Genomic DNA, 24,966 nt, shown 5'->3' on the forward strand with positions numbered 1-24,966 from the left:
TGAAATATTCGTGTCATGTCCCGCCGGCTGTCCTGGGTGCTCGCACTCGTCGTGATCGCGGCCGCCGGCGCAGTGATGGCCCTGATCGGCGCCGACGATTCCACCCAACGGTCGCCGGTACCGGTGCCGGCGAACGCCGAGTCGGCCCGCGCAGACACCGCCCGCGCCCACCTGCCCGGCGGTGACCGCGTGCCCGTCATCCTCGTGGTCACCCGTACCGACGGAAACCCGCTCACGCCGGCCGACCTCGACGCGGCCGGAATCGCCCGACAACGCATGCTCGAGGCCGCGCACACGGAACCGCACCCACCACCGGTTCAGGTCTCCACCGACGGACAGGCCGCGGTGACCACCGTCGCGCTCGACGCCGACTTGTCCGGTTTCGCACTCAACGACGCCATCAAGGCCCTGCGCAAGGCCGCGACCGACGGAATGCCGACCGGCCTGCGGGCCGAGGTGACCGGCGGGCCGGCATTTGGCGCCGATATCGCAAACTCGTTCTCGGGCGCCAACATCACGCTGCTGGCAGTTACCGCGGGGGTGGTGGCGCTGCTGTTGATCGTCACCTACCGATCACCGGTGCTCTGGCTGGTGCCACTGGCGGTCATCGGGTTCGCCGACCGGGTCGCCGCGGTGATGGGCACCGCGATCGCCGACGCGGTCGGCATGGACCCGGACGGCTCGACATCGGGCATCACCAGCGTGCTCGTCTTCGGGGCAGGCACGAACTATGCGCTGCTACTGATCTCCCGCTATCGAGAAGAATTGGGCCGCAGCGAGAGTCATGGTGAAGCACTGGCCACCGCGGTGCGCCGGGCCGGCCCGGCCATCGTGGCGAGCAACGCGACCGTGGTGCTTGCCCTGCTGACGCTGGTGTTGGCCTCGTCACCGAGCACCCGCAGCCTCGGCGTGCAGGCCGCTTCGGGCCTGGTGGTCGCGGCAGTGTTCGTGCTGCTGGTGCTGCCCCCTGCACTGGGAGTGTTCGGCCGTCGACTGTTCTGGCCGTTCATCCCGCGCGTCGGCACGAAACCGCTGACCGACAGCGGCATTTGGCATCGCATCGCCGACGGTGTGGCGCACCGGCCCGGCCGGGTGGCGGTAATCGCCATCGCCGGACTTGCGCTGCTGTGCACCGGGCTCCTCACGACGCCGATCGGGCTCTCCCAGACCGAGCAGTTCCGGGTTCAGGCCGAATCGGTCAACGGCTACCGGACGCTGTCGGCCCACTTCCCCAGCGGGCTGACCGACCCCACGCGTGTCATCGGGTCGACTCAGCACGCCGGCGCGACACAGCAGGCCATCACCGGCACCCCCGGCGTCGTGTCTGCCTCCCCGGCCGGTTCATCCCCGACCGATCCGATGCAGTGGTCGGTGGTGCTCGATGCCGAGCCGGCATCCGATGAGGCATTCGAAATCATTGACGCTCTACGCAATTCGGTGCATGCGGTGGATCCGGACGCACTGGTGGGTGGATCCGATGCCCAGGCGCGCGACGCCAGTGCGGCGGCGGCGCGGGACCGGCTGGTGGTGGTTCCGGCCATCCTGGCCGTGGTGCTCATCGTGCTTTATGCGTTGCTGCGCGCCGTCCTCGCACCGCTGATCCTGGTCGCGGTGACCGTGCTGAGCGCATTGGCCGCAATCGGCCTCGGCGGCTGGGTGAGTGTGCACCTCCTCGGTTTTCGGGCACTGGACAACACCGCCCCGCTGTTCGCCTTCCTGTTCCTGGTGGCCCTCGGGGTGGATTACACGATCTTCCTGGTCACCCGGGCGCGTGAGGAGACACCCGGGCACGGCACCAGGACCGGGATCGTCCGCGCGGTATCGGCGACCGGTGCGGTCATCACCAGCGCGGGCATCGTGCTGGCGGCGGTGTTCTGCGTGCTCGGGGTGCTGCCGCTGATCGTGCTCACCCAGGTGGGCATCATCGTTGGCCTCGGCATTCTGCTGGACACTTTCGTGGTGCGTACGGTGATCGTCCCTACTCTGTTCACGCTCATCGGCCCCCGGATCTGGTGGCCTGCACTCGGCTCGGACGGGTACCGTCCGGACCGTAGAGGAACACCGGGTCGACACCGCGCTGGGACGGATACATCTACGTACCCGCGGTAGCGGTGAGGCGATCATGTTCTGGCCCAGTCTCCTGATGACGGGCGACATGTGGACGGCACAGGCCGACCATTTCGGCACCGACCATCACGTGATCCTGGTCGACCCGCCAGGGCATGGCGGCAGTGAGAAGCTCACCGCCCCCTTCAGTTTCGCCGATTGCGTGCAATGCGTCGTCGACATCCTCGACGGCCTCGGCGTGCAGCGGACGCATTTCGTCGGCAACTCGTGGGGCGGGATGATCGGCGGCACCTTCGCGGCCACCCGCCCCGACCGAATCGGCAGCGCGGTGTTGATGAACTGCACCGCGTCGGCGGCCGGAGCCCGGCAGAAGATCGAATACGGTTCGCTGTTGCAGACGGCCAAGCTGCTCGGCGGGATCCGGCAGCCGCTGACCCGGTCGGTGCTGAAGGCATTCCTCGGGCCCACGACTTTTGCCACGCGCCCCGACGTCGTCAGCTTCGTGCGCGAGACGGTGCAGGCCGTCGATTCGCGGTCCGGCTCCTGGGCGGTCAAGAGCGTGGTGCCGGCCCGGCCCGATCAGCGGCAGCTGTTGTCGGCGGTGAAGACGCCGGTGCTGGTGATCGCCGGCGCGGAAGACGCCACGTTCCCGGTGGCCGAGACGACCGCGATGGCGCAAGCCATCCCCGGTGCCGACATCAGAGTGCTGGACGGCGTCGCGCACCTGGCGGGGCTCGAGGACCCACCAAGGGTCAACAAGCTGATCGAGGAGTTCGTCTTGCGCGGGTAGCTTCGAAGTCATGACCCAAGCTCCGGAGTTGCCACCGTTGCACATGCGGCGCATCGCCTTCGATCCTGTCCCGGAGCTTCGCGAGATCCGCGAGTCCATCGGCGTTCGGACGGTCACCAACTCGTTCGGCATGACGGTCTACCTCGTCACCCGCTACGACGACATCAAGGAGGTGCTGTCGGACCACCAGCGGTTCTCCAACGGCCGACCACCGGGATTCGTCCTTCCTGGCGCGCCTCCTGTCTCGGCCGAGGAGCAGGCCAGCACGCGGTCAGGCAATCTCCTCGGGCTCGACCCGCCCGAGCATCAGCAGCTGCGGCGCATGCTCACACCCGAGTTCACGATCCGACGGATGAAGCGTCTGGAGCCACGCATCGCCGAGATCGTCGACCAACAGCTCGACGCGATGGAGACGGCCGGCCCGCCCACCGATCTGGTCGAGCACTTCGCGCTGCCCATCCCGTCGCTGGTGATCTGTGAGCTGCTGGGTGTTCCGTACGACGACCGTGACGACTTTCAGCGGCGCAGCGCCCGCCAGCTCGATCTGTCGCTACCGATCGCCGAGCGGATGGAGTTGCAGCGGCAGGGCCGCGAATACATGGCCGGTCTCGTCGCGCGATCGCGCCTCGACCCCGGTGATGACATCCTCGGCATGCTGGTGCGCGACCACGGCGCCGAACTCACCGACGACCAGCTGATCGGCGTGGCCGGCCTGCTGCTGCTGGCGGGTCACGAGACCACGTCGAACATGCTCGGGCTGGGCACGCTGGCCCTGTTGCGGCATCCCGACCAGCTCGCCGCGGTCCGCGACGATCCCTACGCGGTCGCGCCCGCCGTCGAGGAGCTGCTGCGGTGGTTGTCGATCGTGCAGACCGCGATTCCGCGCATCACCACCACCGACGTCGAGATCGCCGGGGTGCCGATCCCGGCCGGACAGCTGGTGTTCGCGTCGCTGCCGTCGGGCAACCGGGATCCGGGCTTCATCGAGTCGGCGGAAGTCTTGGACATCCATCGCGGGGCGATCGGACACCTGGCCTTCGGCCACGGGGTCCATCACTGCCTGGGCGCGCCGCTGGCCCGGATGGAGATGCGGATCGCCTTCCCGGCACTGCTACGCCGATTCCCGAACCTGGCGCTCGCCGAAGACTTCGCCGATGTGGCCTTTCGGTCGTTCCACTTCATCTACGGTCTGAAAGCACTGGAGGTGAGTTGGTGAAGGTTCAGGCCGATCGCGATGTCTGTATCCAGTCCGGTAACTGCGTCATGATCTCCGACGATCTGTTCGATCAGGACGACGACGGCATCGTGGTGGTGCTGGTCGACGAAGTGCCCGAAGGCGAAGAAGACCACGCCCGGGAGGCCGTGAAGATGTGCCCCTCACAGGCTTTGCAGCTGACCGACTAATCGCCGTCGTGGCGGTCGAGGTCGATGACGCCGGCCCGCGCCAACAGCAACAGGCTGACCACCAGGACCCAGGTCGGGAACGCCAGCGTCAGCCACATCGTGATATCGCTGGCGAGCAGAAGTCCCACGGCCACAAGGTAAGTCACCGCGACCAGCCCGCGCGGCATCAGTCCCGTCTTCAGCCAGATGGTGGCGAGCGAGATCATGAACACCGCCGCCATCCGCAGCGCGTAGGTCTTCGATATCGCGAGCAGCACCATCTGACCGAAGGTGGCCACCTCGGTGCCCGCGATCTGCGCGCTACTGGCCTCCAGCCCAGCGGCGACGCCGGACGCCACGAACATCATCGCCAGGAACAGCAGTCCGCTGCCGATGAACACCGTCGAGAAGAACTTGTCTTCGAAACCGGCGAACCCGTCCCGGACGACGCCGATGAACCACAGGAACATGATCCCGGCGAACGGCATGATCATCGCCGAGATCCTGAGGTTGGTGCTGCCCTCGATCACCCACTGCGAACCTGGCTGGTCGCCTTCGGGCAACGCGGTGCGGATGAGGACCAGCGCCGTCGCGAACAGCAGGGCGAACAGCACACCGGCCAGTCCGGCCGCGCGCGGGGTGGCCAGGCGACGCACATGACGGGTGGCTGCTGATTTCTGCGTCACGCCGTCATGGTGACACGGTCACGGCTGCCCGGGGAGCAATCTGATCATCAGCCCGTTCGCCTCGGCGAGCAGGTTGCCGTCGGGCCCGCGCAGTTCGGCGTTGATGAATGCCTTGCGGCCCTCGGCTTCCCGCACCCAGCCACGCACCGTCAACTGTGTGTCGATCGGGGTGACCCTGCGGTAGTCGACGTGCAGGAACCCCGTCCGGCTGATCGGGCGGCCGGTCGCGTGGATGACCATGCCGAACACCGAGTCGAACATGAGCGGCAGCACCCCGCCGTGCACCGCGTAATTGCCGCCCACGTGGAAGCGACTGAACTGCACGTCGAGCTCCACGGCCTCGGAATCGAATTTGGTCACCCGGAACGGCACCATCAACAGGCTCCCGGCGCCGGGCAGAGACGGCACGCGGTTGGCCGGGCCCACGCCTTCGGGCGCCTCGAAGGGGTCGAGCAGTTTCACCAGCTCCTCGGCGCGGTCGGCCGCCTGCTCCCAGGTGTCGCTGTCGGGATCGGCCGACACGGCGAGATCCTGCGCGCGCCGCATCGCGGTGAGGAACCTGCCGAAACCCGGGCCCGGTTCTGCCGCTTGGAAATTCGGAAATCCGCCGTGCCTGTCATAGTCGGGGTCGACCAGCCGGGGATCTTCCGTCACGGTCGCGCTGCCAGGACGTCGCGGCGCACGATCGTCTGGTCCCGCCCGGGGCCCACGCCGATGCACGAAACATGGGCGCCGGCAAGCTCTTCCAGCCGCAGCACATAGTCGCGCGCCTTGGCGGGCAGATCGTCGAACTCCCGCGCGGTGGAGATGTTCTCCCACCAGCCCGGCAGTTCTTCGTAGATCGGTTCGGCTCTGGCGATGTCACTCTGGGTCATCGGCATGTCGTCGAGGCGCTTGCCGTTGACACGGTAGCCGACACAGACCGGCACGGTGTCGAGGCTGGAAAGCACGTCGAGCTTGGTCAGGAAGTAATCGGTGATGCCGTTGACCCGGGTCGCGTAGCGGGCGATGACGGCGTCGAACCAGCCACATCGGCGGCGCCTGCCCGTCGTCACCCCGACCTCGCCGCCGGTCTTGGCCAGGTACTCGCCGTTCTCGTCGAACAGTTCGGTGGGGAACGGGCCCGAGCCGACCCTGGTGGTGTACGCCTTCAGGATGCCCAGCACTGTGGTGATCCGGGTGGGACCGATGCCGGAACCGACCGCCGCCCCACCCGCGGTCGGATTCGACGATGTGACAAAGGGATACGTGCCGTGATCGACGTCGAGCAGTGTCCCCTGCGAGCCTTCCAGGAGCACCGCTTCGCCGTTCTCGAGCGCGGCGTTGAGCAGGTACCGGGTATCGGCGATGCGGTGCGTGAAACCCTCGGCCTGGGTCAGCAAGTTCTCCAGCACCTCGGCGGGCTCGAGCGCCTTCCGGTTGTAGACCTTGACCAGCACCTGGTTCTTCAATTCCAGTGCGGCACCGATCTTGTCGGCGAGCAGGGCCTGGTCGAGCACGTCGGCGACCCGGATCCCGATCCGTGAGATCTTGTCCTGGTAGCACGGACCGATACCGCGCCCGGTGGTGCCGATCTTCTTGTTGCCCGCGTACCGCTCCACGACCTTGTCCATCGCCACGTGATACGGCATCAACAGGTGCGCGTCGGCGGAGATCAACAGCCGTTCGGTGTCGACGCCGCGATCCTCGAGCCCCCTGAGCTCGGTGAGCAGCACACCGGGATCGACCACCACGCCGTTGCCGATGACGTTGGTGACGCCGGGGGTCAGGATTCCCGACGGGATCAGGTGCAGCGCGAAGTTCTCGCCCGTCGGCAGCACCACCGTGTGCCCGGCGTTGTTGCCGCCCTGGTACCGCACGACCCACTGGACACGGCCACCGAGCAGATCGGTGGCTTTCCCTTTGCCCTCGTCGCCCCACTGTGCGCCGATGAGCACTATTGCCGGCATGGCATTTGTCTCCCGCTTTATCTGCCTCAATACTCTGTGCAGCCGGTGAGCTACCCTATCCCAGCCGTTTGCGAGGAGCTGCTTTGACCACCACCGACGTTGTGGTGTTGCGCTTCGAGGGCCGACGGACCCCGCGCGCGCTTCGGAATCTGCCGACCACGGATCTGGACAACCTGACCTCGCATCGACGAGTGATCGTTGTCGGATCCCATACCGATCTCGCGACGGTGCTGACCCGGTTGATGCGGGCGGATCGGCTCGACATCGAGGTCGCGCACGTGCACCGGCCGTGGGGTGGGCGCCGCGCTCTCACTGCCCCGGCCACCCGGATGCCGCTGATCCGCGACGAGACAGGCACCGTCATCACCCGGGCCGCGTTCTGGCTGGCCACCGAGGGTCGGCAGGCGATTCACGGCGAGGCGACCGTCGACGACACCCCGTTGTTCGACGGCGAGGTGACCGGCGTCCGGATCGAGCCGATCCCGGCCATGCCCGGCCTGCGCGCCAGCGTCCTGACGACTCGCATGCGGCCCAAGCGCTGGATCACCGGCCGCGCCGCGCAGCTCGGCAGCGACTCCGCGCTGGTGATCCGCGACGGACTGCACGGACCGCGGCCCGTGCGCCGCTCCACCTTCTACCGCCATACCGAGGGCTGGCTGCAGGTAGCTTCGTGAGGTGAACATCCGCCCGCTGCGTCAATCGGTGCGGCCGAGCCCGATCTTCCTGGCCGTCGTGGCCATCACCGCCGCCGGAGGCGGACTGGCCTGGTTCGTCGGGGACGACATCAGGGCGCCACTGGCCTATGTCGGTGTGTTCGTCTTCGTGGTGTTCGGCTGGCTGGTATCGCTGTGCCTGCACGAATTCGGCCACGCCTACACGGCCTGGCGCTTCGGCGATCGCGGCGTCGAGGCCTATGGATACCTGACGCTGAACCCGTTGAAATATTCCCATCCGATGCTGTCGCTGGGGCTGCCCGTGCTGTTCATCGCGCTCGGCGGCATCGGATTCCCCGGCGGCGCGGTGTACCTGCGGACGTCGTTCATGACCCCACGGCAGAAGTCCCTGGTCAGCATGGCCGGCCCGGTCGCCAACGTGGTGCTGGGGGTGGTGCTCCTGATCGCCATCCGCGCGTTCGGCGATTTCGACCACCTGGCGTTCTGGGGAGCCATGGCGTTCCTGGCTTTCCTGCAGATCACCGCGGCCGTGCTCAACCTGCTGCCCATTCCCGGTCTGGACGGCTACGGCGCCCTGGAACCACACCTGAGCCCCGAAACCCAGCGCGCAGTGGCACCGGCAAAGCAATTCGGCTTCCTGATCCTGCTGGTCCTGCTGCTCGCGCCCGGCCTCAATCAGTGGTTCTTCGCGGTGATCGACTGGATCATCGGCCTGTCCGGGATTCCCGAAGGCCTCTGGCAGCTGGGCGGTCGGCTGACCCGGTTCTGGTCCGCCTGGGTCTGAGCCGGCCGCTTGCGACATATGCGACTTTGCGCATATATTGCAGGAATGGGCGCCGGGCACGATCACAGCAACGCCGACACCCGTGTCAGCCGGATGCTCATCGCGGCGGGAATCCTGACGGCGTTCTTCGTGCTCGAGCTGACGACCGCGCTGCTGATCAACTCGATCGCGCTGCTCGCCGACGCCGGCCACATGCTCACCGATCTGGTGGCCATGTTCATGGGACTGACCGCGGTGCTGCTCGCCCGCCGCGGCAGCACCTCGCCCGCCCGCACCTACGGCTGGCATCGGGCCGAGGTCTTCACCGCGGTCGCCAACGCCGTGCTGCTGATCGGGGTCGCGGCGTTCATCCTCTTCGAGGCGTTCGAGCGGCTCGGCCGGGCGCCGGACGTCCCCGGTGTGCCGATGATCGTCGTCGCGCTGGCCGGGCTGGTCGCCAACGCCGTGGTGGTCCTGATGCTGCGATCGCATTCCGAGGACAGCCTGGCCGTCAAGGGCGCCTACATGGAGGTGGTGGCCGACACCGTCGGCAGCATCGGCGTGCTGCTCGCAGGCATCGTCACCGTGACGACCAGCTGGCCCTATGCGGATGTGGTGGTCGCGGTATTCGTCGCGCTGTGGGTGCTGCCGCGGGCGATCGCGCTGGCGCGCGCCGCGTTGCGGATCCTGTCCGAATCCTCCCCCAACCACATCGACGTCAACGAACTTCGGTCCGCGCTGTGCGCCGTCGAAGGTGTCACAGAGGTGCACGACCTGCACGTGTGGACCCTGGTACCGGGCAAGGACATGGTCACCGCACACCTGACCAGCGAACGGGATTCGGCCACGGTGCTCGACGCCGCCCGCGCGATCCTGACCGCGCGGGGCCTCGACCACGCCACGGTCCAGGTGGAGCCGCCAACCGGCGCCGCCGACTGCAAATGCGACGCCGAATGAACGGCTATCGCCGATGAGCCGCTTGCGCGAAGAGCATCAGCCCAGACCGAGTGCGGCGCGGGCCCCGGGATCGCAGTCGTCGAGCAGATCCAGGCAACGCTGATTCTCGTCGGTCTCACCGATCGAGTCGGCGGCGCGCGCGAGCGCCGCGACACAGCGCAGGAACCCGCGGTTCGGCTCGTGGCGATACGGCACGGGTCCGAAACCCTTCCAGCCACTGCGGCGCAACTGATCCAGGCCGCGGTGATAGCCGGTGCGCGCATACGCATACGCGGTGACGGCCTTGTCGTCGGCCAGCGCGTCCTCGGCGAGCGCGGCCCATGCCACCGATGCCGACGGGTGCGCGGCGGCCACGATCGCCGGATTCTCCGCGGCGGCCAGTTCGGCCTCTGCGGCGGGGTCGCCGGGCAGCAGTACTGGTTCCGGTCCGAGGAGATCACCCATGCTCGTCATGGCCCCATTGTGCCGTGGCGGGCAATCGCACTGAACCACGCATGGCTTCGAGCATCGGGCGGACCGGATGACTAAGCTTCCCGCGTAGCGTCGTACGGGAGGACCAGAGCAGGGGTGTCAGGGATGTCAGGGATGTCTAAGCCATCAGGGCCGGACCAACCGGACAAACGCACTGACGAGGGCGCCGGACCCGACGACGCCGCGCCGGCCCACGGCACCGCGTCCGATGCGGCCGGGGACCAGTCCGAGACCGCCCCGTACCCGCTCGCTGCGGGGCACGAGCCGGCCACGGAGATCTTCGCTCCGGCCGAGCCGCAGGCGCCGGAGCGCCGCTTCACCGCGCCGTCAGGATTCGACGGATCAACACAGAAGATCGACACGCCCCCGGAACCCGCCACCGAGATCTTCTCGGTACCGACCGAGAAGACGGCGTCGCAGAAAAATGTTTCGCCGCAAGTGATTCCACCCCGCGGCGAGGCGCCCAAGCCGCCACGCACCCGTCGCAGCTGGGGCTGGGTGGTGGCGGTGATCCTGGTCATCGCGGCGTTGGTCGCGCTCGCCATTCTCGGCGCGGTGCTGTTGACCCGGGACTCCGATCCGAAGGCGTCGCAGGCGGACAGTGTCCGCGCGACGATCCAGAACTTCGACATCGCGATCCAGAACGGCGACCTCGCGACGCTGCGCAGCATCACCTGCGGCACCACGCGTGACAGCTACGTCAACTACGACGAGAGCTCCTGGACCGAGACGCACTCCCGGGTGGCCGCGGCCAAGCAGTACCCCGTCGTCGCGAGCATTGACCAGGTGGTGATCAACGGCGACCACGCCGAGGCCAACGTCACCACGTTCATGGCCTACGCGCCACAGACCCGTTCGACGCGCAGCTTCGACCTGCAGTTCCGCGACGACCAGTGGAAGATCTGCCAGGCCGCGACCGGTTAACCGGCGGTGTCCAATTGCCGGCTCAGCCGGCGGTGTCCAATTGCCGCTTCAGCCGGCGGTAACCGACCGGCCCGCGCTGTGCAGGTCGGTGCACGCCTCGACGACCCGCTCACTCATGCCGGCCTCGGCCTTCTTCAGATAACTGCGCGGGTCGTAGACCTTCTTGTTGCCGACCTCGCCGTCGACCTTGAGCACACCGTCGTAGTTGGTGAACATGTGCGCGGCGAGCGGTCGGGTGAACGCGTACTGGGTGTCGGTGTCGACGTTCATCTTGACCACGCCGAACTTCAGCGAGTCCTCGATCTCCGACTTCAACGAACCGGAGCCGCCGTGGAACACGAAGTCGAAAGGCTTTGCGTCGTCGCTTAATCCGAGCTTCTTCGCCGCCACCTTCTGTCCCTGCTCGAGAACCTCCGGGCGCAGCTTGACGTTGCCCGGCTTGTATACGCCGTGTACGTTGCCGAATGTCGCGGCCAGCAGGTACCTGCCATGCTCGCCCGCGCCGAGGGCGTCGATGGTCTTCTCGAAATCGTCGGCCGAGGTGTAGAGCTTCTCGTTGATCTCGGCCTCGACGCCGTCCTCCTCACCGCCGACCACACCGATCTCGATCTCGAGGATGATCTTGGCCTCGGACGCGGCCTTCAGCAGTTCCTTGGCGATGTCGAGGTTCTCGTCGATCGGCACTGCCGAGCCGTCCCACATGTGCGATTGGAACAGCGGATCGCCGCCCTTGGCGACGCGCTCCGCCGAGATGGCCAACAGCGGACGCACGTAGGTGTCGAGCTTGTCCTTGGGACAGTGGTCGGTGTGCAGGGCGACGGTGATCGGGTATTTGGCCGCGATGACGTGGGCGAATTCCGCCAGCGCGGCGGCCCCGGTCACCATCTCCTTGACGCCGAGGCCGGAGGCGAACTCGGCCCCACCGGTGGAGAACTGGATGATGCCGTCGCTGCCCGCGTCGGCGAAACCCTTGATGGCGGCATTGACCGACTCCGAGCCGACGCAGTTGATGGCCGGGAACGCGAACGAATGCTCCTTGGCGCGGCCGAGCATCTCGGCATAGACCTCGGGCGTTGCGATGGGCATGGCAGTTCCTCTCGGCCGATCTGCGTGTCAGGACCCGAGTATCTCAAGAAGCTAGACCGCCAGCACCATGCGGTAGCGGGCCCGCCCTTCCTGCATCGCCGCGAACGCCTCGGCCGCCTCGGCCAGCGGACGCTCCTCGATGCGGGCCCGGACACCGGAGAGCACGGCGAAGTGCATCGTCTCCTCCACGTCGCGCGACGTGCCGGACGGATGACCGACTACGGACAGATTGGGAGTGATCAGATCGGCAGGTGAGATGGGCAGCGGTTCGGTGGTCACGCCGACCGTGACGAGCTCGCCCTGGGCGGCCAGTCCGCCGACCGTCGCAGCCATTGCCGCGGAGTTGGCCGCGGTGGCCAGCACCACCTGGGCACCGCCCAGTTTCTGCAGTGCGGCGGCGACGTCGCCGGCGGTGGAATCGATGTAGTGATGAGCGCCGAGTTCACGCGTCGGCTTCCTTGTCGGCCCCACGCGCGATCGCGATCGTCTCGAAGCCCATCGTCCGTGCCCACTGCACGCCGAGGTGCCCGAGGCCACCGATACCCAGCACCGCGACCCGGTCCCCCGTCACCGCTTTGGACTGGCGCAACGCGTTGTACGTCGTCACCCCGGCACAGCCAAGCGGCGCGGCCTCGGCGAACGACAACCCGTCCGGGATGCGGGCCAGCGCGGAGGCCGGCGACGTCACCGATTCGGCGTAGCCGCCCGGATAGTGCCAACTCGGCACCTCGAGGTACTCGCACTGCATGAACTGTCCCTTGCGGCAGGGTGTGCAGCCCTTGCAGTTGCCGCCGAACCAGCCGACCGCCACCCGGTCACCGACGGCGAAGTGCTCGACGCCGTCGCCGATCTCGGCGATGGTCCCCGCGATCTCGTGGCCGAGCGTCAGCGGCCACGTCATTCCGGGGAATCCCCCGCTGGCGAAGCCGTGGTCGGTGCCGCACACGCCGCAGGCGGCAACCGCGATGCGCACATGGCCGGGGCCCGGCGGCGAAGTCTCCACGTCGACGAGGGTGAGTGGCTGGTTTGCGGACGTTATCTGAGCGGCTCTGTGGGTGGGCATAACGGGACCATATCGCCGTCGGCCGCCCGCTTCAGGCTGTTCTCAGAGGGTCGCCGGTAGCCTTGAGACCCGTGATCGCCACCGCCGTCTCCGCCGCATCCACCAATCTGGCACTCATGCCGGATTTCCTGGATCCGATCAAGCTGATCGGCTACTTCGGCACCTGGGCGATGGTCGGACTGCTGGTGGTCATCTTCATCGAGTCGGGCGTGCTGTTCCCGGTGCTGCCGGGCGACACCCTGTTGTTCGTGGCGGGCATGCTCGCCGCGGGTACCGCCGCCGCGGCCGCGGACGGCGCCCCGCACGCCGATTTCCAGCTGTGGCAGCTGCTGGTGTTCATTCCCATTGCCGCCATCCTCGGCGGACAGGTCGGGTACTGGATCGGGCGCAACGTCGGCACCGCGATGTTCAAGCCGAACGCCCGGTTTCTCAAACAGCGCTATCTGGACGAGGCTCATGCGTTTTTCGAGCAGCGGGGCCCGTTCGCGATCGTGATCGCCCGGTTTGTGCCCATCGTGCGGACGCTGGCGCCGATCACCGCGGGCGCCGCCCGGATGGGCTACGGCGCGTTCACGCTGTTCAACGTCATCGGCGCCGTCGTGTGGGGCATCGGACTGACCCTGCTCGGCTACGGACTGGGCCAGTTCGAGGTGATCCAGAAGCTGCTCGAGCCGATCTTCATCCTGATCGTGGTCGCGTCGATCACGCCGATGTTGATCGAGTGGTACAAGCGGCGCAAGGCGGCCAAACGGGCGGCGGGCGGAACTCCCGAGCAGGCCACCGACCCGACGGGCTAAGTCCGCGACAGCGCGGCGAAGAGCACCTTCAAGCCGTCGAGTGAATGCGCGGGCAGGAAAAGATCGCAGTACGGCAGCGCCGCGGCCATCGACCCGGCGAGCGGACGGAAATCCGGATGCGCCGCCCGTGGGTTGAGCCAGACCAGCGTGTGAGCCCTGCGACGCACCCGTGGCATCGCCCGTTGGAGCACTTCGGGCGGATCGCTGTCCCATCCGTCGGAGGCGATGATCACCACCGCGCCGCGCAGCGCGTTCCCGTGCGGCGCCGCCAGCAGATCCCCGACGCTCCGACCAAGTCGTGTCCCGCCGTAGCGGTCGACGACCTTCGCATTGGCTCTGGCCAGCGCGACCTCCGCGGACCGGTGCGACAACGCCGCGGTGAGCCGGGTCAGCGACGTCGAAAACGCGAAGACTTCCGGACGGATCCCCCGCCGGCGCAGCGCCGTGGCGCGCATCAGGTGCAGGTACATGGTGGTGTAGGGCTGCATCGAACGGCTGACGTCACAGAGCAACACGATGCGACGCGGGTGCTCGCGGTTGCGGGTGTGCGCGACCCGCATCGCCTCCCAGCCCGTCGCACGTGACCGTTTCATCGTCTCCCGCAAGTCGATTCGCTTGCCATGCGGGTGGAGCTCCCGCCGCATGCTGCGGCGCTGCGGCCACCGCATGAACGCCTGCTCCAACCACGTGCCGATGAGGCGCAGATCCTCTTCGCCGAAGCGCTCGAACGGATCGTCGGGCCTGGCAACAAGTCTGCTGGCGAGGGCATCGGGCACCGCGACCCCACCGTCGGTGAACTCGGCCGCCCGCATCGACGCCGGCAGCGTCGTCCACGGCAGGCCCTCGCCCTCGTTGCTGCTGTCGGTTCCGCCGCCACCCGGCGCCGGGGCTGCCTGTGCCTGGAGGCCGCGGTCCTCCGGTTGGATCCCCCGGGCGGCCACCGAGTCGGCGAAGACGACGTCGAAGACCGCATCGAAGGCGGCCAGGTCCTCGGCCCGGTTCAGTAGGGTCAACCGGGCGGTCCAGTACAGCTCGGTCCGGGTATGCGGCGCCAGCAGGCGCATCGCCTGCACCAACGTCGCGGGCCCATCGGCCGACACCGTCACCGTGCCCGCGCGTAGCTTGGCGACCAGCGCCACGGCGAACGCCGACAGGTCGACGCCGCGAAACACCAGAGGCATTGTCATCGAGTCCGGCGCCGCGCCTTTCGCGCGATGCGCAGCCGCCCCAGGGTGAAGAACACTGCGGCCGCGAGGAAAGCACCCAGGACCGGCGGGCCGTACTTCTTCAGCGCCCCGCCACCGGCGAGCTGGAGCAGGTCGATCGGCTCCGTCTCCGGCGGGGCCTGCGCCGGCGGGGCCAGCGGTGCCGCCGCGCCGTTGTGGGTCGGCGGCGCCGCGGCCTGCGGTGCGGGGTTCTGGTTCACCGCCAGCTTCGCCTCCAGCGAGTCGACGAACTGACCCAGCAACTTCTCCGAAACCTGTTGCAACATACCGCTTCCGAACTGCGCCAGCTTGCCGACGACCTTCACGTCGGTGTGCACGGTCACCCGGGTGTGCCCGCCGGCGTCGTGCAGTTGCGCGGTGACGGTGGCGGCCGCGTTGCCGGTACCGCGGGATTCCTTGCCCTTGCCGTCGATGACGGCGCGGTGCTCGTCACGGTTCTGTTCCACGAAATGCACCTTGCCGCTGAACTCGCTTGTCACCGGCCCCACCTTGACCTTGACCTTGCCCAGCACGTCGTCGCCGTCACGACCGGTCATCTGGGCACCGGGCATCAGGGGGATGACCTGTTCGAGGTCGGTGAGGACGTCCCAGGCATCGTCGATCGGGACACTGACGGTGAACTCGTTGGCGATCTTCATCGGGTGCTTCCTCTCAGTTCGAGCTGTAGGGACGCGAACGCGTCACTGATGGCGGCGTGGTCATCGGGCGTCTTGGCCAGCGCACCGAGCCCAGCCATTGCCTGTTCGGTGCCCGCGGAGATGAGGTCGGTCACCCCGAGCGCGGCGAGTGCGGCCACCCAATCGATGATCTCCGCCACTCCGGGTGGCTTGTCGAGATCGAGACTCCTTGTGTCACCGACGAATTGAGTTGCATGCTCGATGAGGGCGGTGGCGGCACCGGGTACCGTGCGCCGAACGATCGCGGCGGCGCGAGACGGCGGCGGGTAGTCGATCCAGTGGTAGAGGCACCGCCGCCGGAGCGCGTCGTGCAGATCGCGGCTGCGGTTGGAGGTGAGCACCGCGATCGGCGGCCGCTCGGCGACGAAGGTCCCCAACTCGGGGACGGTGACCGACGCCTCACCGAGAAACTCCAGCAGCAGTGCCTCGAACTCGTCGTCGGCACGGTCGATCTCGTCGATCAGCAGCACGGGGGCGTTATCGCCCCGATACCGCACGCATTGCAGGATCGGGCGGTCGACCAGATATGCCTCGGTGTACAGGTCGGACTCGTCGATCCCGGCGCCGCGTGCCTCGGCCAACCGGATGGACAGCAGCTGACGTTGATAGTTCCAGTCGTAGAGCGCTTCGGCCGCTGTCAAGCCCCTCGTAGCACTGGAGGCGGAGCAGTGGTGTGCCCAGCACGGCTGCAAGCGTTTTCGCGGCGGTTGTCTTACCGACTCCCGCCTCGCCCTCCAGCAACAGCGGCCGGCCGAGGGTGACCGCCAGATAGATCGCGGATGCGGTGCCGATGTCGAGGAGGTAATCCTGCGCGTCGAACCTGCGGATGACGTCATCGACGTCGTCGAACGGGTTGGTCATGCGTCGGCTTTCAGCCCGTCGACCCGGATGAACTTGATCACCTCGGCCACGATCGACACGGCGATCTCGAACGGCGTCTTTGCCCCGATCGGCAGTCCGACGGGCGTGTGAACCCGGCCTCGCTCTGCCTCGGAGAGGTCAAGGCGCTCGAGGACAGAGGCGCCCCGGACGCGACTGGCGACCAGGCCGATGTATCCGACACCCGCATCGAGCGCCGCCCGGATCGCCTCGGCTTCCGGACCGCCGAGGCTGGCGATCACCACCGCGGTGGTGCCCGCCAGATCGTCTGCGTCACCGCAGCGGGCGTCGTAACCCATGGCACCGCACAGATCGACGAGAGCGTCGGCGATCGGGGTCGCACCAAAGACCCGCACGAGCGGGGACGGCACCTGCGGAACCAGGAAGATCTCCAGGGCGCCGCCGGACAGGCATGGGTTGACCACCACGCACGCGCCGGATGCTTCCGGGAAATGCACGTCGCCGTCGGGCAATACCCGCAACAGCACGCTCTCCTGAGTCTGGAGCGCGCCCATCGCCGCCTTGCGCACCGAGTTCTGCGCGCAGTGACCGCCGACGAAGCCCTCGATCGTCCCGTCGGGCAGCAGGATCGCCTCGTCGCCCGCATGCGCGGAGGTGGGCGGCGCCGCACGCACCACGGTCGCGTGGACGAACGGCGTCCGCGCGCGCACCAGCTGCCGTGCACGCTCGTCCATCCGTATCGCAGTTCGCATCAGTTCCTCTAGATCGGCGGCGTCGCGTTGCCCTGCATGGCCTCCCACACCCGCGACGGTGTCAGCGGCATGTCGGCGTGGCGCACCCCGTAGGGTGCCAACGCATCCACCACCGCATTGACGACGGCCGGCGGCGAGCCGACCGTCGCGGACTCGCCGATGCCCTTGGCGCCGATGGGATGGTGTGGCGACGGGGTGACCGTGTACCCGGTCTCGAAGTGCGGCACTTCCATGGCGGTGGGAATCAGGTAATCCATCAGCGATCCGCCCAGGCAGTTGCCCTCCTCGTCGAACGCGATCATCTCCATCAACGCCATGCCGATCCCGTCGACCAGGCCGCCGTGCACCTGACCTTCGATGATCATCGGATTGATGCGGGTGCCGCAGTCATCGACGGCGAGGAACCGCCGCACCTTGACCACCGCCGTCCCCGGATCGATGTCGACCACGCAGAAGTACGCCCCGTACGGGTAGGTGAGATTCTCGGGGTTGTAACAGATCTGGGCGTCGAGTCCGCCTTCCAGACCCTCGGGCAGGTCTCCCGCACCGTGCGCGCGCATCGCGATGTCCTGGATGGTCACCGATGCTGACGGATCGCCCTTGACCCTGAACGTTCCCTTTTCCCACTCCAGGTCGGCAACGGATGCCTCGAGCATGCCCGATGCGATGATCTTGGCCTTTTCCCTGACCTTCCGTGCGACCAGCGCCGCCGCGGCGCCCGACACCGGGGTCGACCGGCTGCCGTAGGTCCCCAGGCCGAACGGTGTCTGGTCGGTATCACCGTGCACGACGTCGATGTCGTCGGGCGGGATGCCCAGCTCCTCCGCGACGATCTGCGCGAACGTCGTTTCGTGTCCCTGACCCTGGGTCTGGACCGACAGCCGGACAACGGCTTTGCCCGTTGGATGAACCCGCAGCTCGCACCCGTCCGCCATACCGAGACCCAAGATGTCCATGTCCTTGCGCGGCCCGGCCCCGACGGCCTCGGTGAAGAACGCCATCCCGATGCCCATCAGCTCGCCGCGCTCGCGCTTCTCGGCCTGCTCGGCGCGCAGCGCGTCGTAGCCGATCATGTCCATCGCCAGTCGCATGGTCGTCTCGTAGTCGCCCGAGTCGTACACCCAGCCCGTCTTGGACTTGTACGGGAACTGGTCCGGTCTCAACAGGTTTTGCAGCCGCAGCTGCGCCGGGTCCGTCTTCAGCTCGAACGCCAGGCAGTCCACCAGGCGCTCGACGAAATACACGGCCTCGGTGATGCGGAAGGAACACGCGTATGCCACGCCGCCGGGAGCCTTGTTGGTGTAGACCGCCGTCATGTGGCAGTAGGCCGCCTCGATGTCGTAGCTACCCGTGAACACACCGAAGAAGCCCGCGGGATACTTCACCGGTGCGGCCGTCCCGTTGAAGGCGCCGTGGTCGGCGAGCACGTTGGACCGGATGGCCAGGATCCTGCCGTCGGCCGTGGCGGCGATCTCGCCGACCATGATGTAATCGCGGGCGAACCCTGTGCTGGTGAGGTTTTCGCTGCGGTCTTCCATCCACTTGACCGGCCTGCCGAGCAACAGCGAGCCGACGATCGCGCACACGTAGCCCGGGTAGATCGGCACCTTGTTGCCGAAGCCGCCGCCGATATCGGGCGAGATGACCCGGATCTTGTGCTCGGGCAGGCCTGCGACCAACGCGTACAGCGTGCGATGGGCATGCGGTGCCTGCGACGTCGACCACAGCGTGAGCTTCCCGGTCACCGGGTCCAGGTCGGCGACCGCTCCGCAGGTTTCCATCGGCGCGGGATGCACACGCGGATAGACGATCTCCTGCTTGACGATCACATCGGCTTTGGCGAACGCGGCTTCGGTGGCCGCGGCATCACCGGTCTCCCAGTCGAAGCAGTGGTTGTCCGCCTTGCCCTCGAGGTCGGTGCGAATCACCTCGGCGTCGGGATCCAGCGCGCGCCTCGCGTCGACGACGGGGTCGAGGGGTTCGTAGTCGACATCGATGAGTTCCAGTGCGTCCCGCGCCGAATAGCGGTCCTCGGCGACGACGAACGCGACCTCCTGGCCCTGGAACCGCACCTTGTCGGTGGCCAACACAGCCTGCACGTCATTGGACAGCGTGGGCATCCACGCCAGCCCCTTCTCGGCGAGGTCCGCGCCGGTGACGACGGCCTTCACCTTGGGGTGTGCCTGCGCCGCAGAGACATCGATACCGGCAATGCGGGCGTGGGCGTACGGCGAGCGCAGGATGGCCAGATGCAGCATGCCCTTGAGCGAGATGTCGTCGACGTAGTTGCCGCGGCCCCGGATGAACCGCGGATCCTCCTTGCGCAGCATCCGGCCGTGCCCGCACGGCTTCTGGTCGTTGTCCGCCAGGTCATCCGGTGACGGGGGCCGCTCCTCGATGGTCGTCACGCGGTGACCTCTAGTCCGGCCCCCTGCTTGGCGTTGCGGGCCGCCCACTGCACGGACCGGACGATGGTCGTGTATCCGGTGCACCGGCAGATCTGCCCGGAGATCGCCTCGCGGATCTCGTCCTCGGTCGGATCGGGATTGCGGTCCAGAAGCGCGCGGGCGGTGATCATCATGCCGGGCGTGCAGAACCCGCACTGCAGGCCGTGGCACTGCATGAAGCCCTCCTGGACGGGGTCGAGTCTGCCGTCGGTCTCCAGCCCCTCGACGGTGCGGACGCTGTGCCCGGAGGCCATCGCGGTGAGCATCGTGCAGGACTTGACGGGTTCACCGTCGACCTCGACCACACAGGTGCCGCAATTGCTGGTGTCACAACCCCAATGGGTTCCCGTCAGCCCCAGGTGGTCCCGCAGGAAGTGCACGAGCAGAATCCGCGGCTCCACCTCGGCCGTCACGACCTCGCCGTTGACGGTCATGTTCACCTGCATGTCAGTTCCCTTCCAGGGCCGGGGTATTGCGTATTCGCGCGACCGCGGTGCGCAGGGTCCGGACGGTCAATTCGCCGGCGAGGTGGCGCTTGTACTCCGCGCTGCCCCGCATATCGCTCACCGGTGCGCAAGCCGCCGCGGCACGCCTGCCCGCCTCGGCGAACAACTCCTCCGTCGGCGCCTCGCCCACCAGAACACCCGGCACCCCGGCGAGTTCGTCCGCGTCGGTGTTCACCGCCGTCAATCCGATGCGTGCCGCGGCGATGGTGCCGCCGTCGAGCGTCACCGCCGCAGCCGCCGCGGCGACTGCCCAGTCCCCGACCCTGCGTTCGACCTTGGCGTACGCACTGGAGCTGTTGAGCCGCAACGGAATCCGTACCTCGACGAGCATCTCGTTGTAGGCCAGCGACGTCTCGTAGGGTCCGTCGAGGAAGTCGTCGATCGGGATCTCGCGCTCGCCCGACGGACCACGCGCCAGACAGACCGCATTCAGCACCGTGTTCACCGTTGTCAGGTCCTCTGCGGGATCCGCCTGGCACAGCGACCCGCCCAGGGTGCCGCGATTGCGCACCACCGGGTCGGCGATCACCCGTTCGGCGTCGCGGAAAATCGGGCACACCGCGGCCAGCTCGTCGCTCTCGAGCACCTGGCGATGCCGCGCCATGGCCCCGATCCGGACCAGTGTCGGCTCGATGGCGATGTAGCCGAGTTCGGCGGCCAGGTCGTTGATGTCGACGAGGTATTCGGGGTTGGCGATGCGCAGCTTCATCATCGGCAACAGGCTGTGCCCGCCTGCGACCAGTAATGCGCCGTCACCGAGGCGGTCCAGCAGGCCGACGGCATGGTCCACACTGGTGGCTCGCTCGTACTCGAAGGGGCCAGGTACCTGCATGTGACTGACCTCACCTCTGTAGCCGGGAGCATCAGTGTCGTCCCGGCCGGCAGGGCCGTCAATATCGAGTTCAGTGATCGCTTAACCAGGTCGGACGTACGCTCGATCCGTGACCCCAGCTCAGCTCCGGGCCTTCTCGGCAGTGGTGCGGCTGGGTTCGGTCCGGGCGGCGGCCGCGGAACTGGGCGTCTCCGATGCGGGGGTGTCCATGCACGTCGCGCAGCTGCGCAAGGAGCTCGACGACCCGCTGTTCGCCCGAACCGGGGCCGGGCTCGCGTTCACTCCGGGCGGGCTGCGGCTGGCAAGCCGCGCGATCGAGATCCTCGGCCTGCAGCAGCAGACCGCGATCGAGGTCACCGAGGCCGCCCATGGCCGGCGCCTGCTGCGGATCGCCGCGTCGAGCGCCTTCGCCGAACACGCCGCCCCCGGCCTGATCGAATTGTTCTCGTCACGCGCCAACGATTTGTCCGTCGAGCTCAGCGTGCATGCCCGGAGCCGGTTCCGGGAACTCATCACATCCCGCGCGGTCGACATCACGCTCGGCCCCGTCGGAGACGAGTCGTCCGATCCGGCGATCGTCGTGCGGCCCTTCCTGAAATATCAGATTGTCGCGGTCGCCGGCCCGGGCAGCCCGCTCGCCACCCAGCCGCCGACGCCTGCGCTGCTGCGCGCGCAACCCTGGATGCTCGGGCCGTCGGCCGGTAGCACCGATGGTGAAATAGCGGCAATGCTCAGGGGTTTGGCGATACCGGAGTCGGCGCAGCGGATTTTCCAGAGCGATGCCGCGGCGCTGGAGGAGGTGCAGCGCGTCGGGGGTGTCACCCTGGCGATCGGCTTCTCGGTCGGCAAGGACCTCAGCAACGGCCGGCTGATCCACATCAAGGGCCCTGGGCTGCAGGCCTCGGGCGAGTGGAGCGCCATGACGCTGCCACCCGATGCGCGTCAGCCCGCCGTGTCGGAGCTCGTCCGCTTCATCACCACGCCGCGGTGCACACAGGCGATGCTGCGCGGAGCCGGCGTCGGGGTGACCCGGTTCCGGCCGAAGATCCACGTCACGTTGTGGAGTTAGCCTCGAGTGCCCGGATCAGGCTGGCGGAATCCCACGGCCCCTTGTGCCGCTTGCCGTTGACGAAGAACGTCGGCGTCGAGTTCAGGTCCATCAGTTCCGCGTCCTCGACGTCGTCGGCCACGTGGTGCAGCACCTTCGACGCGTGCGCCCGCACATCCTGGTCGAATTGTTCGATGTCGCAGCCGACCGACACCGCGTAGCGATACATGTCCGACCATTCCAGGTCGTCCTGATGGGCGAACAGCGTGATGGCCATTTCCCAGAACTTGCCCTGCAGCGCCGCCGCCTCACTGGCCCGTGCCGCGTCGAAGGCGCGCGGATGCACCCGCTCCAGCGGAAGGTGGCGCCAGACATAGCGCAACCGGACCCCGAAATGAGCACGGACCTCGTCGATGGAACCCGTGGCGCGGCTGCAGAACGGGCATTCGAAGTCGCCGTACTCGACCAACGTCAGCGGGGCGTCCGGGTCGCCCTTGATGTGGTCGCGTTCCGGGTTGACGGCCCGCAGTAGCTTGAGCCCGACGGGTTCGGGCGGGCTGACCCAGTCGGTGATCCGGAAGTATGCCCAACCGACCACGAACGCCAGCACGGACGCGGCCAGCACTCCGATGCGCGCCTGATCCTGCCGGCCGGGTTCGGCGATCGCGATGTCGACGATGAAAAGCGAGATGGTAAAACCGATTCCGGACAACGCGGCACCGCCCGCCACCCGCCGCAGCGTCAGTCCCGGCGCCAGCTCGCCCAGACCCGTGCGCCGCATGAACCACGTCGCGCCGCTGATACCGACGAACTTGCCGAGTACCAGGCCCGCGACGATGCCCCACGACAGCGGTGACCGCAGCGCCGCCAGCACACTGTCGGCATCCAGCCGCACTCCCGCGTTCACCAACGCGAACAGCGGCAGCACCAGGAAGGACACGTAGGGCCCGACGTCGGTCTGCAACCGCTCGTTGATCGAGATCGATTCGCGCAGGCTGCGGGTGGCGGCCCGCGCGTACTGCGAGTTCGGCGACTGCCGGAAGGCCCGGATCACCTCGACGGTTTCCTCCACCTGCCTGCGTGCCGGGGTGAACACGGGAATCAGCAGCGCGATCGCCACCCCGGCCAGCGTCGGATGGACCCCGGACAGGTACAGCGACACCCACAATGCCAATCCCAGTGCCGCATAGGCCGGACCACGACCGGCGGGAACGAACCGCACCAGCGCGATCGCGATGACCAGGACCAGCGAAACCACCAGCGGTACGACCCTGATGTTGTCGGAGTAGAACAGCGCGATCACGCAGAGCGCGCCGACATCGTCGACCACCGCCAGGGTGAGCAGAAAAATCCGTAGCCGGGCAGGGAATTTCGGCTTGATGATGGCCAGCGCGCCGACCAGGAAGGCGGTATCGGTGGAGATGACCACGCCCCAAGCCACCGCGTTCTCTCCCGTCGGATTGAACAGCAGGAAAACCACTGCGGGCACCGCCAGCCCGGCAAGCGCGGCGACCACCGGCACCGCGGCCCGTGCGCGGTCGGTGAGCTCGCCGATCGCGAACTCCCGGGTCACCTCCAGTCCGACGATGAAGAAGAAGAACGTCATCAGGCCGTCGTTGATCAGATGCTTGACGGTCAGCTCGAAGCGGGCGGCACCGAAGCCGAATCCGACGTGGGTGTCCAGCAGCGCCCAATAGCTGGCCGCCCATGGCGAATTCGCCCACACGATGGCTGCGACGGTCGATGCCAGCAGCAGCGCCGCTGCCCATTTCTCGGTGGTCCCGATCGCCTTGGGATCGCGGTGCAAGCGTGTCGGCAGCAACCGGACGACACGCGGCGCGGACTCGCTGGTCACGCTTCTTCGGGCTCGGCTTCGCCGGTTTCTTCTGGTTCTTCTGGTACTTCGGTTTCTTCAGGCGGGGCGACGGAGTGAGCGGCCTCCATCAGCATCCATCCCGACAACTGCACGGACATGTCGCGTTCGGGAATCTCCGATGCGTTGACCGCGCCTTCGACGAGCTCAGCCTGCTTGCCCCCGGCGACCGGGATCTCGGCCTGGCGTTCCCAGAACGCGCTGAACAGGGGGAGGTCGTCGACGGTCTGCCGGTGATCCCACGCCGCCCGGGCGGACTCCAGCACGAGCGAGCGGGCCGTGTCCATGGCCTCGGCGTCGGCCGGACCGTTCTGCGGCAGGGTGGTCGCCACCAACGCGAGGTAGCGGGCCAGGATCCCGTTGAAGAGGCCGCCGTCGCCGCCACCGGCGCCCTTGATGACGCCGTCCGCCGTCATGTTGTCGCGGATCGCGGCGACCAGCCGATGGACCCGCTCGGCATGGTCGGGGTCCTCGGTGCGGGCCGCGAGCTCGGTCTCCAGCCCGAGCACCACGCCTTGGCAGTAGGTGTACTGCGCCCGCACGATCGAGCCGGCCTTGATGCCGTCGAACACCAGATGGGTCTCGGGGTCGATCAGCGTCTCGTCGATCCAGTCGGCCATCTGCTGGGCGCGCCGCAGCCGGTCGTCGTAACGGGCCAGGAAGATCGCGGCGGGTCCGTTGGCCGGCGCATTGAAGAACTGGTCCTGTTTGCGCCACGGGATGCCGCCGCCGTCTTCGGGCACCCACGCGCTGACAAACTGCTCGGCCAGCTTCTTCAACGCCTGGGGATGCTCGACGCCGGCCAGCCGCCCCGCGCGCTCGAGTGCCAGCGCCAACCAGGCCATGTCGTCGTAGTAGTCGTTGACCCAGGTTCCGTTGTTGCGCAGCTGATGTGCCCGGATCTGGCGGGCGATCTTCTGCTTCCTGGCGGGTTGCGGATCGCGTAGCTGGGCATCGACCAGGTTGTCCAGCAGATGGGCCTGCCACCAGTAGTGCCAGGTGCCGAACCATCGGTACTTCCGCTCCGACGGCCATGCGACGACGCCCAACTGGGTCCCGGGCAGGCCCCAAAGACGTTTGAGGTGTCGCTTGGCAATGGCCGCTTCCGCACTAGCCGCACGGTTGGCCCATACCTGATCCATGGCATTGATCCTG

Annotated in this window: 23 protein-coding genes and 2 pseudogenes; 10 read left to right on the forward strand and 15 right to left on the reverse strand. The window is 67.7% G+C overall.

Annotated features, from left to right (window positions below):
- Nucleotides 1-15 precede the first annotated feature (15 nt).
- The 4 genes from ACVWWN_RS39250 to ACVWWN_RS39265 are packed head-to-tail and all read left to right on the forward strand — an operon-like array spanning nucleotide 16 to nucleotide 4,261.
- Complete coding sequence (locus ACVWWN_RS39250) at nucleotides 16-2,109, forward strand: MMPL family transporter (protein WP_457148693.1); 2,094 nt, start codon at nucleotides 16-18, stop codon at nucleotides 2,107-2,109.
- A 13-nt stretch (nucleotides 2,110-2,122) separates the two neighbouring features.
- A complete protein-coding gene (locus ACVWWN_RS39255; protein WP_457148694.1) occupies nucleotides 2,123-2,857 on the forward strand; it encodes an alpha/beta fold hydrolase in 735 nt (244 codons plus the stop codon).
- 10 nt (nucleotides 2,858-2,867) lie between these two features.
- Nucleotides 2,868-4,073: a cytochrome P450 gene (locus ACVWWN_RS39260; protein ID WP_457148695.1), complete on the forward strand. Its 1,206-nt coding sequence runs from the start codon at nucleotides 2,868-2,870 to the stop codon at nucleotides 4,071-4,073.
- Nucleotides 4,070-4,261: a ferredoxin gene (locus tag ACVWWN_RS39265; RefSeq protein WP_457148696.1), complete on the forward strand. Its 192-nt coding sequence runs from the start codon at nucleotides 4,070-4,072 to the stop codon at nucleotides 4,259-4,261. The genes ACVWWN_RS39260 and ACVWWN_RS39265 overlap by 4 nt, the downstream gene beginning before the upstream one ends.
- Here ACVWWN_RS39265 and ACVWWN_RS39270 read toward each other — a convergent pair.
- Genes ACVWWN_RS39270 through ACVWWN_RS39280 form a run of 3 tightly spaced genes read right to left on the reverse strand, consistent with a single transcriptional unit; the run spans nucleotide 4,258 to nucleotide 6,875 of the window.
- Nucleotides 4,258-4,887 carry a hypothetical protein gene (locus ACVWWN_RS39270; protein ID WP_457149449.1) on the reverse strand — a complete coding sequence of 210 codons (630 nt, stop codon included), beginning with the start codon at nucleotides 4,885-4,887 and terminating at the stop codon, nucleotides 4,258-4,260. The genes ACVWWN_RS39265 and ACVWWN_RS39270 overlap by 4 nt on opposite strands.
- 57 nt (nucleotides 4,888-4,944) lie before the next feature.
- A complete protein-coding gene (locus ACVWWN_RS39275) occupies nucleotides 4,945-5,580 on the reverse strand; it encodes a PaaI family thioesterase (RefSeq protein ID WP_457148697.1) in 636 nt (211 codons plus the stop codon).
- Complete coding sequence (locus tag ACVWWN_RS39280; RefSeq protein WP_457148698.1) at nucleotides 5,577-6,875, reverse strand: adenylosuccinate synthase; 1,299 nt, start codon at nucleotides 6,873-6,875, stop codon at nucleotides 5,577-5,579. Before ACVWWN_RS39280 ends, ACVWWN_RS39275 begins: the two co-directional genes overlap by 4 nt.
- An 83-nt stretch (nucleotides 6,876-6,958) precedes the next feature.
- Between ACVWWN_RS39280 and ACVWWN_RS39285 the strand changes: the two genes are divergently transcribed.
- Genes ACVWWN_RS39285 through ACVWWN_RS39295 form a run of 3 tightly spaced genes read left to right on the forward strand, consistent with a single transcriptional unit; the run spans nucleotide 6,959 to nucleotide 9,269 of the window.
- Nucleotides 6,959-7,549, forward strand: coding sequence for a peptidase M50 (locus ACVWWN_RS39285; protein WP_457148699.1), 591 nt, complete (start codon nucleotides 6,959-6,961; stop codon nucleotides 7,547-7,549).
- Nucleotide 7,550: 1 nt separating this feature from the next.
- Nucleotides 7,551-8,333, forward strand: a complete 783-nt coding sequence (locus tag ACVWWN_RS39290; RefSeq protein WP_457148700.1) for a site-2 protease family protein — start codon at nucleotides 7,551-7,553, stop codon at nucleotides 8,331-8,333.
- Nucleotides 8,334-8,378: 45 nt separating this feature from the next.
- Entirely contained in the window at nucleotides 8,379-9,269 is an 891-nt protein-coding gene (locus ACVWWN_RS39295) for a cation diffusion facilitator family transporter (RefSeq protein WP_457148701.1), read from the forward strand.
- Nucleotides 9,270-9,305: 36 nt separating this feature from the next.
- Here ACVWWN_RS39295 and ACVWWN_RS39300 read toward each other — a convergent pair whose 3' ends face one another.
- Entirely contained in the window at nucleotides 9,306-9,722 is a 417-nt protein-coding gene (locus tag ACVWWN_RS39300; protein ID WP_457148702.1) for a DUF3151 domain-containing protein, read from the reverse strand.
- Between the two features lie 132 nt (nucleotides 9,723-9,854).
- On the opposite strand from ACVWWN_RS39300, the gene ACVWWN_RS39305 reads away from it, so the two are divergent.
- Nucleotides 9,855-10,664: an Rv0361 family membrane protein gene (locus tag ACVWWN_RS39305; RefSeq protein WP_457148703.1), complete on the forward strand. Its 810-nt coding sequence runs from the start codon at nucleotides 9,855-9,857 to the stop codon at nucleotides 10,662-10,664.
- A 48-nt stretch (nucleotides 10,665-10,712) separates the two neighbouring features.
- Here the strand turns inward: ACVWWN_RS39305 and fbaA are convergent, their stop codons facing one another.
- Together fbaA and ACVWWN_RS39315 are read right to left on the reverse strand one after the other, a co-directional pair.
- Nucleotides 10,713-11,750: a class II fructose-bisphosphate aldolase gene (gene fbaA, locus ACVWWN_RS39310; RefSeq protein ID WP_457148704.1), complete on the reverse strand. Its 1,038-nt coding sequence runs from the start codon at nucleotides 11,748-11,750 to the stop codon at nucleotides 10,713-10,715.
- A gap of 51 nt (nucleotides 11,751-11,801) precedes the next feature.
- Nucleotides 11,802-12,813, reverse strand: a pseudogene (locus ACVWWN_RS39315) (alcohol dehydrogenase catalytic domain-containing protein).
- A 116-nt stretch (nucleotides 12,814-12,929) separates the two neighbouring features.
- On the opposite strand from ACVWWN_RS39315, the gene ACVWWN_RS39320 reads away from it, so the two are divergent.
- Nucleotides 12,930-13,610, forward strand: coding sequence for a VTT domain-containing protein (locus tag ACVWWN_RS39320; protein ID WP_457149450.1), 681 nt, complete (start codon nucleotides 12,930-12,932; stop codon nucleotides 13,608-13,610).
- Here the strand turns inward: ACVWWN_RS39320 and ACVWWN_RS39325 are convergent.
- The 7 genes and pseudogenes from ACVWWN_RS39325 to ACVWWN_RS39355 form a co-directional block, all read right to left on the reverse strand.
- The gene (locus ACVWWN_RS39325; protein ID WP_457148705.1) at nucleotides 13,607-14,797 is read right to left on the reverse strand and encodes a vWA domain-containing protein; all 1,191 of its coding nucleotides are present in this window, start codon (nucleotides 14,795-14,797) and stop codon (nucleotides 13,607-13,609) included. The two genes, ACVWWN_RS39320 and ACVWWN_RS39325, sit on opposite strands and share 4 nt — an antisense overlap.
- Entirely contained in the window at nucleotides 14,794-15,474 is a 681-nt protein-coding gene (locus ACVWWN_RS39330; protein ID WP_457148706.1) for an SRPBCC family protein, read from the reverse strand. The genes ACVWWN_RS39325 and ACVWWN_RS39330 overlap by 4 nt, the downstream gene beginning before the upstream one ends.
- Nucleotides 15,471-16,374, reverse strand: a pseudogene (locus ACVWWN_RS39335) (AAA family ATPase). Before ACVWWN_RS39335 ends, ACVWWN_RS39330 begins: the two are co-directional and overlap by 4 nt.
- A complete protein-coding gene (locus tag ACVWWN_RS39340) occupies nucleotides 16,371-17,087 on the reverse strand; it encodes an XdhC family protein (protein WP_457149451.1) in 717 nt (238 codons plus the stop codon). The pseudogene ACVWWN_RS39335 and the gene ACVWWN_RS39340 overlap by 4 nt, the downstream one beginning before the upstream one ends.
- Nucleotides 17,088-17,113: 26 nt before the next feature.
- Nucleotides 17,114-19,513, reverse strand: a complete 2,400-nt coding sequence (locus tag ACVWWN_RS39345; protein ID WP_457148707.1) for an aerobic carbon-monoxide dehydrogenase large subunit — start codon at nucleotides 19,511-19,513, stop codon at nucleotides 17,114-17,116.
- Nucleotides 19,510-19,998, reverse strand: coding sequence for a (2Fe-2S)-binding protein (locus tag ACVWWN_RS39350; RefSeq protein ID WP_457148708.1), 489 nt, complete (start codon nucleotides 19,996-19,998; stop codon nucleotides 19,510-19,512). Before ACVWWN_RS39350 ends, ACVWWN_RS39345 begins: the two co-directional genes overlap by 4 nt.
- 1 nt (nucleotide 19,999) lies before the next feature.
- Nucleotides 20,000-20,890, reverse strand: coding sequence for an FAD binding domain-containing protein (locus ACVWWN_RS39355; RefSeq protein WP_457148709.1), 891 nt, complete (start codon nucleotides 20,888-20,890; stop codon nucleotides 20,000-20,002).
- A 109-nt stretch (nucleotides 20,891-20,999) separates the two neighbouring features.
- Between ACVWWN_RS39355 and ACVWWN_RS39360 the strand changes: the two genes are divergently transcribed.
- Nucleotides 21,000-21,959 carry a LysR family transcriptional regulator gene (locus tag ACVWWN_RS39360; protein ID WP_457148710.1) on the forward strand — a complete coding sequence of 320 codons (960 nt, stop codon included), beginning with the start codon at nucleotides 21,000-21,002 and terminating at the stop codon, nucleotides 21,957-21,959.
- On the opposite strand, the gene nhaA is transcribed toward ACVWWN_RS39360, so the two are convergent.
- Nucleotides 21,943-23,793, reverse strand: a complete 1,851-nt coding sequence (nhaA, locus tag ACVWWN_RS39365; protein ID WP_457148711.1) for a Na+/H+ antiporter NhaA — start codon at nucleotides 23,791-23,793, stop codon at nucleotides 21,943-21,945. The two genes, ACVWWN_RS39360 and nhaA, sit on opposite strands and share 17 nt — an antisense overlap.
- Nucleotides 23,790-24,953, reverse strand: coding sequence for a glycoside hydrolase family 76 protein (locus ACVWWN_RS39370; protein WP_457148712.1), 1,164 nt, complete (start codon nucleotides 24,951-24,953; stop codon nucleotides 23,790-23,792). Before ACVWWN_RS39370 ends, nhaA begins: the two co-directional genes overlap by 4 nt.
- Nucleotides 24,954-24,966: the final 13 nt, after the last annotated feature.

This window comes from Mycobacterium sp. URHB0021, assembly GCF_054057895.1.

Bases quoted from the DNA above. Each gene is read 5' to 3' on its own strand.
- ACVWWN_RS39320 (WP_457149450.1), top strand. From the start codon at position 12,930: ATGCCGGATTTCCTGGATCCGATCAAGCTGATCGGCTACTTCGGCACC.
- ACVWWN_RS39300 (WP_457148702.1), bottom strand. From the start codon at position 9,722: ATGACGAGCATGGGTGATCTCCTCGGACCGGAACCAGTACTGCTGCCC.
- ACVWWN_RS39280 (WP_457148698.1), bottom strand. From the start codon at position 6,875: ATGCCGGCAATAGTGCTCATCGGCGCACAGTGGGGCGACGAGGGCAAA.
- ACVWWN_RS39340 (WP_457149451.1), bottom strand. From the start codon at position 17,087: ATGGACGAGCGTGCACGGCAGCTGGTGCGCGCGCGGACGCCGTTCGTC.
- ACVWWN_RS39250 (WP_457148693.1), top strand. From the start codon at position 16: ATGTCCCGCCGGCTGTCCTGGGTGCTCGCACTCGTCGTGATCGCGGCC.
- ACVWWN_RS39350 (WP_457148708.1), bottom strand. From the start codon at position 19,998: ATGCAGGTGAACATGACCGTCAACGGCGAGGTCGTGACGGCCGAGGTG.
- ACVWWN_RS39305 (WP_457148703.1), top strand. From the start codon at position 9,855: ATGTCTAAGCCATCAGGGCCGGACCAACCGGACAAACGCACTGACGAG.
- ACVWWN_RS39325 (WP_457148705.1), bottom strand. From the start codon at position 14,797: ATGACAATGCCTCTGGTGTTTCGCGGCGTCGACCTGTCGGCGTTCGCC.
- ACVWWN_RS39260 (WP_457148695.1), top strand. From the start codon at position 2,868: ATGACCCAAGCTCCGGAGTTGCCACCGTTGCACATGCGGCGCATCGCC.
- fbaA (WP_457148704.1), bottom strand. From the start codon at position 11,750: ATGCCCATCGCAACGCCCGAGGTCTATGCCGAGATGCTCGGCCGCGCC.
- ACVWWN_RS39355 (WP_457148709.1), bottom strand. From the start codon at position 20,890: ATGCAGGTACCTGGCCCCTTCGAGTACGAGCGAGCCACCAGTGTGGAC.
- ACVWWN_RS39330 (WP_457148706.1), bottom strand. From the start codon at position 15,474: ATGAAGATCGCCAACGAGTTCACCGTCAGTGTCCCGATCGACGATGCC.
- ACVWWN_RS39370 (WP_457148712.1), bottom strand. From the start codon at position 24,953: ATGGATCAGGTATGGGCCAACCGTGCGGCTAGTGCGGAAGCGGCCATT.
- ACVWWN_RS39255 (WP_457148694.1), top strand. From the start codon at position 2,123: ATGTTCTGGCCCAGTCTCCTGATGACGGGCGACATGTGGACGGCACAG.
- ACVWWN_RS39295 (WP_457148701.1), top strand. From the start codon at position 8,379: ATGGGCGCCGGGCACGATCACAGCAACGCCGACACCCGTGTCAGCCGG.